This window comes from Cohnella sp. OV330 (assembly GCF_900112065.1).
In the GTDB taxonomy this organism is placed as follows: domain Bacteria; phylum Bacillota; class Bacilli; order Paenibacillales; family Paenibacillaceae; genus Cohnella.
On sequence record NZ_FOKE01000004.1, the window covers coordinates 21445 to 35003 of the forward strand.

The window sequence follows — 13559 nt, forward strand, 5'->3', positions numbered from 1 at the left end:
CTCCCCTTCATCGATCGATATATGCCGTGCCTTTATTATAGAAGGGGACATGCCCGCGCATAATGCGGGTAACCTCACATTTAGGGCAGGTTTTCCGCTATTCGGCAAAAAACAGCCCTCCCGCCGGCGATCGGCGAAATCAGGCTGTCTTGGCGCGTCGGCGCCTCCATCGGACGTCTGGCTAGGATTCGTGCGTGCCGTCGATCGGCGAATCCAGCTTCCCCGTGCTGTACCATTTGTACTCCGACGGCGTCATATGGGTATGCTTCTTGAAGCTCTCGCTGAAATACCGGCGATGCTCGTAGCCGAGCGCCGAAGCGATCTCCTGCACCTGGCGGCCTTCGACGAGCATCTCCTTGGCCTTTTCCATGCGCTGATGGATAACGAACTGCTGGTAGGAGATGCCCATGACTTTTTTGAACAGGTTGGAAAAGTAGCCGGGACTGATGTTGAACCGCTTCGCGCAATGCTCCACCGACAGGTCGGCTTGAAGATTGTCGCAGATGTACGCCTTCGCCCGGTAGATCAGCTTCGTCGGCTCGTCCGCGCGCTCCCCTTCGATCCATGAGCAAGCTTCGCGGCCGATCGACACGACCGATGCCTTCATCGACTGGAAGGAAGCGCCGCGGACGCCGTACGCTGCAAGCCATCGATCCTCCAGCGCCAGGACACGCTCCGTAGCGAAAAATTCGCGCATCGTCCGGCATATTTTCGCCGCAAGCTCGTAGCACAGATGCTCGACATGGCGCGGCGCCGGCAGCGGCTCGCTTTGCAGCAGCTCGTTAAAGATGCGCTCCAGCACCAGCTGGCATTGATCGGCGCGGCCCGACCGAAGCGCCAGCAGCAGCTCGTGCTCGGTCGCCGCCGAGTACATCGGAAGCGCGCGGGCCGGCTCGTCGCCGGCGCGATCGAAGAGGCGGACGCCGTTGCCTTCGGTGTAAAAGCGATATTCCAACGCGCTCAGCGCCTGCTCGTACGCGACGGGCAGCGCCTCGACCGTCGCAGCATACCGGCCGACCCCGACGGATACGGTCGAGCGGGTATAGCGACGGATGTTCGACCGGCAGGCTTCCGAGATTCGCTCCGCGGCCTCGTTGTCCGCGCAATTGACGAGGCAGACGAACCGGTTCGCCGCCTCGCTTAGGACGATGCCTTGCGTGTGACCCGCGATCGTTTCTTCTAAAATATTGCGAATGCTGAACCTGAGGAGGGCCACCTCGCGCGCGGGCATCTCTTCGATATGGTCTATAGGACGATCAAGCTCGATGACGAACAGGCCGAATTGCTCCGGCGCCAAGCGAATCCCGAGACGCTCCCACTGCGCGGCGGCCGTATCGGCGCTCGCGGCGCGATGAACGAGCAGGGAGACGTACTCCTGCTGCAGCGCCGGCACGCCGTCGCGCATCGTACGCTCCTCCGATAGACGCTGCGCCAACGCCTCCCGCTCCGACTGGCAAGCGGCCTTCGCCTTCAGCACGACGCTCACGATCTCGTCGATCGAGAAAGGCTTTTTGACGAAGTCGAACGCCCCCAGACGAATCGCTTGCCGCGTATAGGCAAAGTCCGTATAGGCGCTCAGGATCACGATCTTCGTCGAAGGCGCGATTTCCAGGATCGCCTGCGTCATCGCCAGCCCGTCCATTTTGGGCATGCGGATGTCGGTCAGCACGATGTCCGGCTTCGTCTCGCGCACGAGCGCGATGCCCGCTTCGCCGTCGAGCGCCGTGCCGGCGATCTCGATCCCGTGCTCGCTCCACGGAGGCTTGCGCGAGATCATGTCGACGACGCTGCGGATATCGTCGATGATGCACAGCTTGATCGTTTTCTCACGCATCGCCTTCACCTTCCGTTCGTCCGATCGGAATCCACAGATCCGTCCTCGCGCCGCCTTCGCCCGTGTTGGAAAGCGCCATGCGGGCGTCGTCGCCGTAGAACAGCCGCAGCCGCTCCCTGATATTGACGAGCGCGTAGCCCTTCTTGGCGTCCCTGTTCAGCTGCATGCGCTGCTTGACCTGCTCCGCGTCGAAGCCCGAGCCGTTGTCCTCGATCGTCAGATGCAGCAGGCCATTCTCCCTGTCCGCCTTGATCCGAATCCGGCCGTCGACCGAGCGGTCCTTGAACCCGTGCTGAATGCTGTTCTCCACGATCGGCTGGAGCAGAATCTTGGGCAGCGTGCAGCCAAGCAGCGCATCATCGGAGACGGACGCCTCGTAGTCGAACAATCCCTCGTAGCATTTTTGCTGGATCGCGCAATATTGCCGGACATGGGAGAGCTCGTCTTCCAGCGTGTTCCAGTCCTTCCCCCCGCTTAAGCCCAGCTGGAACATCTGCGACAAGGCCATGATCATTTCGTTCACGTCGTCATTCTCGCCGAGGACCGATTTGCAGTAGATCGTGTTCAGCGTATTGTACAGAAAATGGGGCTCCATCTGCGCCGTCAGCGCCCGCATCTCCGCCTTGCGCTTGCCAGCCTCGCTGTCCCTCGCGTCGCGGATGAGTCGATTGATCTCGTCAAGCATCCGGTTGAACTGAAAGCCGACCTGGGCGACCTCGTCCCCCGAACGGCTGGAGAAGCGGACGTCCAGACGGTTGTCCTCCACCTCCCGCATGAGCCGCTGCAGCTTGAACAGCGGGAGGAGCAGCAGCCCCGTCAGCCGGTTCGACAGCAGCCAGGACAGAAGCAGGAATACGCCCATGAGGACGAGCGTCGTGCGCTGAACGCCCTTCATTTGGGCGAGCAGCTTGCTTTTCTCCTGAACGCCGTAGAGCAGCCAGTCGGGTTCGACGCTCGATCTCGTATAGTTGACCAAGTATTCGGCCTTGTCGAAATCGTAAAAAAACGAACCTTGGCCGCCCGTCGCCCGGCGCAGGAACGGCTCGTCCCGGTGCAGGCCGTGCGCCGCCGACCAGTCGGTGCGCACGACTTCTTCCCCGTCCCCGTCCGCGATAAAATACGGATCGCCGCCGCTCGCGGCTTGGCGGTTCAAAGTGGCGATCAACCCGCTCTCGTTCACGTTGACGACGATGAACACGTTCGTGTCGGAGTCGTCGCCGGCCATGCCCTTGGTGACGAAGGAAAGCGCGCGGCTGTTCCCCGTAAAAAACTTGTCCGTGTGGCCTTCGATCCACTTGCCCCCGGTCAAATTTTTGATATCGTAATACAAATTGGATTCGTAGAAGGACTGCGTCTGGGATCTTCGCCGCGAGATCGGATAAAAATCGCCGATCGGCGTCGCGATCAGGATGCCGTCGATGAGCGGCTCGTTGTAGCCGACCTGGGAGAAGACGTACTGAAGCTCGGAGAGATGAACGTAATAATCGGCGATGCGGTTGCTCTGCACGTCGGTCATCATCTGCTTGTAGGCGTCGCTGAACATGATCGAGCGCACCGCGTTCGAGATTTGGTACAGCTTATCGTCGAGGATCTGCGCCGTCTTGTTCACGGCCTCCTGCCTCGTCGCGAACGCGTTTTTTTGCAGCTCCCGCGCGGCGATCTTATAGGAGGACACGCCGACGGCGCAGATCGCGAGCGCGATCATGACCATGAACGCGAGGCGGACGCGCTTCTTGATAGAGATGTTGTAAAGGCGGCCGTACTCTTTTTGGGCGAACCTCGCCCACTTGGAAGAAGCCATATCGGCGTCCGACCTCGATTCTTGAATCTCGTCTATCAAGAATCTTATCAAATGCGCGTGTCGAATGGTGGATCGATTTCAAAAAAACCTCTGAGCGCTTCTCCGGCTTCGCGGCCCGCAGGCGCGATTCGGACTGCCGGCGACGCCAATTCCGAAGACCGGCGTGCGGTTCTTCCCGCTCCGCCGCCGCGCAGCACCTCGGCCACGATGACGCGCGAAGCGTCCGTTTGCCCGATCCGGCATGCAGGCGCGTCTTCGCGGCTTCGGATCGCGAGCTCTACGGCCGCGCGGACGGACGCCGCGTCCTTGGCCATGCGCAGCGCTTGCTTCCGGTCCCAGTATTCCGCATTGCCTAGCTCTTGGCCCGGCATCGGTTTGTACACGACGACGGGCACGCCCATCGCGATCGCCTCGGTGAGCGTGACCGCCCCGGCCTTCGTGACGATGCAAGACGCGACGGACATGTACGCTTCGATGTGATCCGCATAGCCGATCACCTGCACCTCGGTTCGGCTTTCGTAGCGCTTCGCGAGCCTGCGGCAGAGCTTGGCGTTGCGGCCGGCGACGAGCAGCAGCGTGGCGGACAGCTCAAGCTTCAGCAGCGAATCGACCAGCCGTTCGGGATCCGACAGCGCGCCGATCATGACGAGGACGTACGCCCGGTCGGGATCGAGTCCCTTTTCGCCGCATATCTCAAGCCTTGAACGGCGCTCGCCGCGGAACTGCCCGCGAATCGGAATGCCCGTGACATGGATGCGATCCTCGCGGATGCCCATGCCGGCGATCTGCGCCTTCATCTCCTCCGTCGCCACGAAGTAGCCATCCGTGAGCGGATGGATCCAGCGGGTATGCAGCTCATAATCGGTTATGACGGTGTAGGTCGGGATCGAGATGCCCGACGACGCCATGGCCGGGTACGTCGCGAGGAACGGAAACGTATGGATGACCGCGTCGGGCTTGATCGTCTGCAGAAGCGAAGCCATCTTGCTTTGGCCGAAGGCATGCAGCCATCTGCCGAGCGGGCGGTCGTACTTCATGCCGTTGGTGACCCGATAGCTCCAGCCGTAAGTCTTGGGGAACCAGGTCATGCTCTTGGCGTACGCGCAGCGGACGATCGCGTCCATCGCGGGATGCGCCTCCGCGAACAGATCGACGAGATGCACCTCGAACCGCGCCCCCGGATGCGAAGCGAATTGCTGCTCGAGCGCCTTGGACACCTGGTAATGGCCGTCCCCGAACCTCGCGTATACGATCAGGATCTTCCATGCCCGTTCCTCCATCGCCGTTCCCCCTCGATACGCTTTGCGCGGCAGGCGCGAAGCGCAGGATCTTACCTTCAATATAAGGCTCGATCCTAATCGGCGAATGAAGCGTTCTTTAACGGGGTGTAAACATAAACATAATAATCCCCTATAAAATGCAAGGTAGACCCGGCCCTTTATAAGCCTGTTTCGACTATGCTCAATATGGCGCTAACTGACGATTCCCAAAAATTTTACGCGATGGAGACAAGGAGAGGATCAAGACGTGACCGAACGACATCCCTTCTACCAAGCCGCTCTGGACTTGCAGCCCCGGTTGTCCGCTTGGCGGCGCGACTTTCACCGGAACCCCGAGCTCGGTTATGAAGAAAATAGAACGGCAGGCATCGTGGCGGATCATTTGACCCGGTTGGGCCTCGAGGTACGTACGGGCGTCGGCAAAACCGGCGTCGTCGGCCTGTTGCGGGGGACGGAACCCGGCCCGACGGTTCTGCTCAGAGCCGATATGGACGCCCTGCCGATTCCGGACGGCAAGACGGCGGATTATGCTTCTACCGTAAAAGGAATAGCCCACTTGTGCGGCCATGACGGCCATACGGCCATGCTCATGACCGCGGCGCAGCTTCTCGCCGCGCACGGCGGGCCGCGCAAGGGCCATATCAAATTCATGTTTCAGCCTGCGGAGGAAGGCTTGGCCGGCGCCAAAGCCATGATCGACGACGGCGTCCTCGATCATCCGCGCGTAGACGCCGCCTTTGCCCTGCATGTGAAGCCAACGATAGACTCCGGCAGGATCGGCGTCGGCTCGGGCACGTTTTACGCTGCGGCGGATCGCATCCGCATCCGGATCGTCGGTCGCGGCGGGCATGCCGCGGCGCCGCACCAGACGATCGACGCCATCCCGATCGCCGCGCAGGTGATCACCGCGCTGCAGACGATCGCGAGCCGCCAGACGGACCCGCTGGATTCGGTGGTCGTGACGATCGGACAGATCCAAGGGGGATTCGCCTCCAACGTCATTGCTCCCGAGGTCGAATTGAACGGAACGGTCCGCACCTTGAACCCTGCCCTGCAAGAGCTGATGCCAGCCAGAATCGAACGGATCATTCGGGGCGTCGCCGAATCGTTCGGCGCCTCTTACGAATTCGATTACAAGTTCAGCTACCCGATGGTCATCAACGACGAAGGCATGACGGATCTCGTCAGACATACGGCCGATCGGACGCTCGGAACCGGCAGATGGTTCAACGAACGGCCGACGATGGGCGGAGAAGACTTCGCCTTCGTCGCGCGGGAGGTGCCGTCCGCCCTGTTCTGGCTTGGCGTCGGCGACGGTACGGAGCGGACGTCTTATCCGCTGCATCACCCGATGTTCGACTTGGACGAGAGCGCCCTTCCGGTCGGGGCCGCGATGCTCGCGTCCGCCGCTCTGCATTATCTAGAACAGGCCTAATTCCAGCCGGTCGCCGACGCTTCTCGCAAAAGACCTGTCTTGCGGAGCTAGGGCATCGCCTTTTTGTTTTTCACTTCGGCGGGCGTTACGCCCCAGGTTTTGCGGAACACCTTGGCAAAATAACTGAAGTCCCGATAGCCCAGCATGTTGGCCGTATCCGATACTTTCATGCCGTCCGACAGCCACTGCATGGCCAGCTTCATTTTGCGCTCCACGACGTAGGCGGTGAACGACTGTCCCATTTGCTGCTTGAACAAGCGGGACAAGTAAGAGGCGTTGATATACAGCTTGCCGGCGACCTCGTGCAGTCCGATGTCCTGGCCGATATCGGCTTCGACCATGCCGATCATCTTCTCGATCAGCTCGTGGCGGCTTTTGCTTTTCCGGTCATTGACGTATGCGCATATATGATCGACCGTGCCGTAGAGCCATTGACGGGTCTGCTCCTTGGTCGTCAAGGCGCGCAGCTGTTGGAAAAACGCCAGATGACGCCCCATCGCCTCCTGCAGCGGCCAGCCTTGAAAATGGACGACGCGCACGATGAGCGAGGCGAGCAGCAGCACGTTCTCGTACACTTCCTCGCTCGTATGGGCGCGGTCGACGTGCGCCTCGAGCCATTCGTCGATCAAGGCGGTCGCCGTCTCCCGCTGGCCGGACTCGAGCGCGTGCGCGAGCACCTTCTCCAGCTGGACGTCCGCTGCGCCCGCAGGTGACGCCGCGGGCTCGTCCCGGTACGGCACGACGATGTCGTGTCCGTGCACGACCCGTTCCTTCAGCGCTTGGCCGGCCTCCAGGTAGGAGCGGCTGACGTTCGTCCTTTTGTCCGCGACGCGGCCGATGCCTGCGCTGGCGGACGTTTTCATATATTCCTTGAAAACGGACAGCAGTCTGGTCGTATGCAGGTGTACGTGCGCCGTGAAGTCGCCTACGGATCGCCGCCTCTCCCGTTCGTCCGACGCATCGCGGAATACGATGACGGTCGCGCCTTCGTCGTCGGAAAAAATATGGCAGGGCACGTTCGCCAGAAATTCCTTGGCGATGCCGAGCATCGATATTTGGAGCAGCGTCATATCCTCGGGCGAAAAACGGGGATTCGGCGCGGTGAGCGGATCCGGATCCGCGACGGACACGGCCCAGCCCGCGCCGCCGGGCAGGTCGATCATCAGCTCGCGGCTGCGTTGCTCGATCTCCCATTCTGCGTATTTCCCCGACAGCCAATTCTGAAAAAACAGATCCTGCAGCCTGGGCAGATGCTCCGCCCATCTTTTGCGCACGAGCTCGTGATTATATTTGGCGTCCAGGTCCTCGCGAATCTTCTCGCGCGCCTCCAGCACCGCCTGCAGCACCTCGTCGTTGCCGGCGGGCTTGAGCAGGTACTTGGCGACTTGAAGCTCGATCGCGGTCTGGGCGTACTTGAAGTCGTCATGTCCGCTGAGGAAGATGATCTTCGCCAGCGGATCCGCCTCCGCGATATGCCGCGCGACGGACAGACCGTCCAGGTCGGGCATCTGGATATCCAGCAGCACGATGTTCGGCTTCGCCTGATCGAACAGCTTGATCGCGTCGACGCCGTTGTCCGCCGTCGCCACCACTTCGATCTCATGCTCTTCCCAGGGAATGTTGCGGGCAATGTTGTTAAGAAGCCGAAGCTCGTCTTCCACGATCATCAGATTCATGGGCGCCTCCGATCGGGATCCACAGCGCGACGGTGGTTCCCTCGTTTTCGATGCTGTCGACGGTCAATTCGGCCGAATCGCCGTAGTACAGCTTGAGTCTCGCTTTTACGTTCCATAGGCCGTACAGGTCGTTCCGTTTCAGCTCCTGATCCCAGGCCTGCCCCGCATGCGCGTACAGGCGATCCAGCTCGTCTCTGATATAGCGCAGCCTGTCCGGGGGAATCCCTTTTCCATTGTCCGACACCGCAAGACGGAGCCTTCCCGCCTCCAGCCGGCCGTCGATCCGCACGACGCCGTCCTTCTTTTTCTGCTCCAGCCCGTGCAGAATCGCGTTCTCCACGATCGGCTGCAGCAGCAGCTTCAGGACGGGATGCGGCTTGCATGCCTCGTCGATCCGGATGTCGACGGACAGCTTGTCGATGAACCGCAGCTCCTGTACGCGCAAGTAATAGCGCAGATGCTCGATCGTCTCCTCGACCGTGAACTCGTCTTGTCCCTTGCCCAGGCTCAGCCGGAAAAACTTCGACAAATTAAGCGCCATCTCCGATATTTCCTCGGCCTCGTAATTTTCGGCCATGCTGTAGATCGAGTCCAGCGTGTTATACAGGAAATGCGGATTGATCTGCGACTGCAGGACGCGCAGCTCGGCCTTGAGCCGGAGCAGCTGCTGCTCATAGATGTTTTCGATCAGGTTTTTCTGCTCGAGCGCCATGTCGTTGAAGGCGCTCATCAGATAGCCGAATTCGTCCTCCCGCTTGTTCGGCAGATTCGTATCGAGGCGCCCCATCCGCACCTGCTTCATCCCGTAGGCCAGCGCGCCGAGGGGCGAAGCGATGCCGCGATAGACGATCCAGGAGATGACGATCGTGAGCAGCACGCTGATGCCGATGATCGCGTACATGAACGTCCGCAGCTGGTCGCTCTCGGCGTACATGGCCGCGGCCGGCTTGACGAGGACGACGGTCCAGCCGGAGGACGGAGACCGGTATCTGACGAGCATTTCGCTTTTTCCGCTCTTGGCCGACGGCTTGACCGTCACGATGTCGCCGTCGGCTTCCCAGACCGGCATCGTCTCGGCGACCGAGCCCGCCCCCACGATCAGCCGGTCGTCGGCCGTCGTCAGATAGACGCTTTCGTCCGTCCCGTCGACGAGCGTATCGAGATGTTTGCGCAGATGCGCGGCGTCCAGGGTGATCATCAGCACGCTTTTGCGATCCCCCGGTTTGAACGGATCCATCGTGCGAAGCAAGCTGACGTAGCCCGGCTGAAAGGTCTGGTCCAGCTGCTGATACGAGTTGAACTCGTCCTTCTTAGGCACGAGGAGACGGCTTTTGCCGCGTGACTGCATCAATTCGGCATACCAATCCTGCCCCGGAATCTCGTCCACTCTTCTGCCTCCGAATTTCGAGGACAGAATCGTATGCGAATAGGCATGATAGATCGATAATTGCGTGAGATAGCTGTTGGCGGATTTCATATTGGTGAGCTGTACGAGCACTTTCTGAAAATCCAGGGTCATCTCGCCGGTCAGCTGCGGGTCCGTCAGGTTCAGCAGCTCGATCAGGTTCGTATCCGTCGCCAGCGCCATGGACATATTTTCGAGATTATCCATCGTCAAGTCGATGGCTTCCATCGCGGACGACAGCGAGACGACCGTCTGCTCGTTGACCTTGCGCTCAAGGATCCGCTCGGAGCGAAGGCTGGCGAATATGCTGACCGCGACCAGCGGCAGGAGAATGATTAGAAAATAGCTGGTGAGCCGCAGCTGCACGGAGCTGCGGAAAGCGTTCGCAAGTCTAGGTAAGATGGGGATCATTTTCGGCTGGCGCACCTCCGGCCTGAAGGGAACAAATGGATGAAATCATATTACCATATAATAGCCCAGGGGCTTCGGCGATCCGGAAAAATCCCGGATGCCGAGCCCCTTATTCGACCTATCCTTTAATCGCGCCGATCATGACCCCTTTGGTGAAGTACTTCTGCAAGAAAGGATACACGAGCACGATCGGCATGATCGCAACCGTCACCGTGGCCATCTTGATCGTCTCCGGCGGCAACTGCGCCACCTTGGATGCATTCAGCGACAGCTCCTGGCTTACGCTCGGCGTCTGAATCATATTGCGCAGAACCACCTGGATCGGCGCCAGATCCTTGTCCGAGACGTACATGATGCCTTTAAAGTATTCGTTCCAGTGACCGACGCCGTAGAAGAGTCCGATGGTGGCCAGGATCGGCGCCGACAGCGGCAGCACGATCCGCCAGAGCGTCGCGATCTCGCCGCAGCCGTCGATCCGAGCCGCCTCCTCGATCTCCTGCGGCAGCCCTTCGAAGTATGTTTTCATGATCAGGAAGTTAAACGTCGACACCGTGCCGGGGATGATCATGGCCCAGATGGTGTTGTAGAGTCCCAGCTCGCGTATAACCATGTAGGTCGGGATCAGTCCCCCGTTGAACAACATGGTGAATATGATGGCGAGCAAAATCCCGTTGCGCCCCGGCGTCGATTTCTTTGACAACGGGTAGGCAAGCAGTGTCGTCACGATCAAATTGATCGTGGTGGCGACGATCGTAACGATCAAGGTAATCCGCAGCGCATCGGGAATCCGGGCGCTCGCCAGAATCTGTTCGTAGGCCTCCAACGTCACGGAGCTCGGCCAGATGACGAAGCCGCCGTTGCGAAGCACCTCGGTATACGGCGTGATGGACATGACGACCACGAAGTACAGCGGGAACAGCGTCGACAACGCGAACAATCCGAGGAAGACGTAGAGCGCGCCGTCGACGATACGGTCCGTTTTCGTTACCATATGCCCGAACCTCCGACTTTTTTGGCTATTTTATTCGCGCCCAGAATAAAGATCAGGCCGATCAAGGATTTGAACACGCCGGTGGCGGCGGCGATGCTGAAGTTCAGCTGCTCGAGCCCCTGACGGAATACCCAGGTATCGATGATATCTCCGACGCCGAATACCCTGGCATTGAGGAAGATATAGACCTGATCGAAGCCGGCGTCGAGAATGCTGCCCATCCGCAAGATCAGCAGCAGAACGAATACCGATCGGATGCCGGGCAGCGTGATATTCCACATTTTCCGCCATCTGCCCGCGCCGTCCACCGCCGCCGCCTCGTACAGCTCCGGATTGATCGACCCGAGCGCGGCCAAATAAATAATCGCCCCGAAGCCTACGTTTTTCCACAGATCGGAGACGACGAGCAACGAACGAAAATAATCCGGATCGGTCAGCAGGTTCAGTTCGCCCCATCCCCATTCGCGAAACAACGTCGTTATCAGGCCGGCGCCCGGCGCGAAAAAGGAAAAGACGATGCCGTAAACGATAATCCAGGACAGGAAGTGCGGTCCGTACGTGATCGACTGTACGACCTTTTTGAACCACTTGGAGCGAATCTCGTTCAACAGCAGCGCCAGCAGCATATCGGGGATCATATTGAAGATCATGCGATAGATGCTGATGAGCAGCGTATTTTTCATGATTTGGGGAAAATCGGGAGATTGGAACATGGTCCTAAAGTGTTCGAATCCGACCCAAGGGCTCTTCCATATGCCTTTCATCAGGTTGTAATCCTGAAAGGCGATCAGAATGCCCGCCATGGGCAAATAGTGAAACAATAAATAATAGAGCAAACCGGGAATCATCATGAGAATCATCCATCTGCCGCGATACAAGCTTGCGAACGACTTGCGCCTTGCGGCGCTTTTCAAGGGGGCCGCCGGTTGCTTCGTTTGAGCTAGGGTTTGGTTCATTGCCATTGCCCCTTTGTGCTGGAGTTGCGGGAAAGGAAGAAGGCAGCCCCGACCCCTTCAGGGGCTGCCTTCAGTTTCTTCGCCTTGCCGGATATCGCGCTTCTAACGGGCTATCTTTTGTCTTATTTAAAGGCGTTCAGCTTTTTGTCCTTCAACACGGCATTAATCTGGTCCGTATAGCCCTGGAAGATCGTTCTGCCGGTATACTTCGTCATCAGCTCTTCGCGATATTCAGGCCACTTGGCCGCGCTCTTGTCCTCGAAGATCATCTTGACGTGCAGACGATGCATTTCTTTGCGGAAATCGCCGATGTTGGTGCCTTCCGGCGGCAGCAGCGAGACCGGCGGGAGCGCGTCGTGCTTCGGATACGAAGCGACCGTCTTCAAGATCGCCTGGTCGCGCGGCGAGATGCGCGGATCGTTGATCTCCAGGCCGAGTACGGAAGGTTCCTCCGGCGTGAAGAAGCGGTAAATGCCGAGCCAGTTGCCTGCGTTCGCGATGTCCGCGTTGTACGCTTCGGGATTGAGCGTAATTTTATTGCCTTCTTTCGTATAATGCTTGCCTTCCTGACCGTAGTGAGTCAGCAGGAATCCTTCTTCGCCGGCCAGCCAGTTCAGCACTTCGAAAGCTCGCGCGACTTTCTCCGGATTTTTATCGGCGACCGCTTTGCCGACCATGACCGAGGTTTCAGGCACGCCGTTTTTCCAGATCGCCGGCAGGTCCGGGAACGGATTGAACGGCTGCCAGTCCGCGTTCGGATCGATCGCTTTCGTGCGGGACTGCAAACTGTTCGCATCGCCTTCGAGCGCCGCGTTCTTTTCGCCGCTAAAGATGATGCCGATCTTATTTTGCGCGGCTTTGTCCAGATGACCCGGGTATTTGCTGAGGAACCAGTCCGGATCCACGATGCCTTCGTTCGTCATATCGATGATGCCTTGAATAACCTTCTGCACGCCCAGGTCCGTCCGGTTGTCCACGAATACGTCGTTCGCGATTTGGAAGTCGGCCACGAAGCCGTTCGCCAGCCATTGCGGGAACTCGAGCGGCACGCTTACGCCGTTGCCCGACGTGGAGAAGCCGTACGTATCCTTTTTGCCGTTGCCGTCCGGATCCTCGTTGGTGAACTTGCGCATAACCTCGAGCATCCCGTCGTACGACTTCGGCATTTCGAGCTTCAGCTTGTCGAGCCAATCCTTGCGCACGTACCAAGCAGGATACTGGTTGCGCATGAAAGGCAGGATGCCGCGGTTGAAGCCGCCTCCTACCAGCTGGTACGAATCGAGCTCCTCCTGTTTGACCCAGTTGTAGTAATTCGGCATCTTTTCCTTGTTCAGGTACGGCGTCAGGTCGGCCAGCAGGCCGTCGGTCGCGTACTTCTGGGACGCGGCGCCGTCCGCGATGAACACGTCGGGAATATCGCCTCCGGCCAGTTGGACGTTCATCTTGCTCTTGTAATCTTCGCCGCCGACCATGTAGTCCAGCTTCAGATCCACGTTGAACTTTTCTTCGATCGCCTGCTTGACGAAGTCTTTGTCCGCCGAAGGAAGCGTAGCGTTGGCGAATTCCGTGCCGACCGGGACCATGAAGCGCAAGCTGATTTTCTCCGGCTTGGCCGCTTCGGACGCGGTCGCCGATGCCGACGCCGTGCTTGCGCCGGTCGCGGGCTGGCTCGAAGCCGCCCCGTTTGTCTCTTTTCCATTGTTCGAGCAGGCCGTAGCCAGCAAGGTCGCCCCCGATAATACGACGAGCAATGACTTTTTCAAATGCATC

General features: G+C 59.3%; 9 protein-coding genes. 1 reads left to right on the plus strand and 8 read right to left on the minus strand.

The annotated features are described in order from the left end of the window. Positions 1-181: 181 nt before the first annotated feature. Genes BM235_RS10070 through BM235_RS10080 form a run of 3 tightly spaced genes read right to left on the minus strand, consistent with a single transcriptional unit; the run spans position 182 to position 4915 of the window. Complete coding sequence (locus tag BM235_RS10070; RefSeq protein ID WP_090112356.1) at positions 182-1834, minus strand: helix-turn-helix domain-containing protein; 1653 nt, start codon at positions 1832-1834, stop codon at positions 182-184. Then, entirely contained in the window at positions 1827-3635 is a 1809-nt protein-coding gene (locus tag BM235_RS10075; RefSeq protein ID WP_090112359.1) for a sensor histidine kinase, read from the minus strand. Before BM235_RS10075 ends, BM235_RS10070 begins: the two co-directional genes overlap by 8 nt. A gap of 47 nt (positions 3636-3682) precedes the next feature. Beyond that, on the minus strand, positions 3683-4915 hold the full coding sequence (locus BM235_RS10080; protein WP_090112361.1) for an MGDG synthase family glycosyltransferase: 1233 nt from the start codon (positions 4913-4915) through the stop codon (positions 3683-3685). 247 nt (positions 4916-5162) lie between these two features. Here BM235_RS10080 and BM235_RS10085 point away from each other — a divergent pair, with 247 nt between their 5' ends. Then, on the plus strand, positions 5163-6350 hold the full coding sequence (locus BM235_RS10085; protein WP_090112363.1) for a M20 metallopeptidase family protein: 1188 nt from the start codon (positions 5163-5165) through the stop codon (positions 6348-6350). Positions 6351-6397: 47 nt separating this feature from the next. Here BM235_RS10085 and BM235_RS10090 read toward each other — a convergent pair whose 3' ends face one another. The 5 genes from BM235_RS10090 to BM235_RS10110 form a co-directional block, all read right to left on the minus strand. After that, positions 6398-8026, minus strand: coding sequence for a response regulator (locus BM235_RS10090; protein ID WP_090112365.1), 1629 nt, complete (start codon positions 8024-8026; stop codon positions 6398-6400). Beyond that, entirely contained in the window at positions 7986-9842 is a 1857-nt protein-coding gene (locus BM235_RS10095; protein ID WP_090112367.1) for a cache domain-containing sensor histidine kinase, read from the minus strand. The genes BM235_RS10090 and BM235_RS10095 overlap by 41 nt, the downstream gene beginning before the upstream one ends. A gap of 118 nt (positions 9843-9960) precedes the next feature. Next, positions 9961-10833, minus strand: a complete 873-nt coding sequence (locus tag BM235_RS10100; protein WP_090112369.1) for a carbohydrate ABC transporter permease — start codon at positions 10831-10833, stop codon at positions 9961-9963. After that, positions 10827-11789, minus strand: a complete 963-nt coding sequence (locus tag BM235_RS10105; protein ID WP_090112371.1) for an ABC transporter permease — start codon at positions 11787-11789, stop codon at positions 10827-10829. The genes BM235_RS10100 and BM235_RS10105 overlap by 7 nt, the downstream gene beginning before the upstream one ends. Positions 11790-11911: 122 nt before the next feature. Next, a complete protein-coding gene (locus BM235_RS10110; protein ID WP_158543753.1) occupies positions 11912-13552 on the minus strand; it encodes an extracellular solute-binding protein in 1641 nt (546 codons plus the stop codon). Positions 13553-13559 lie beyond the last annotated feature (7 nt).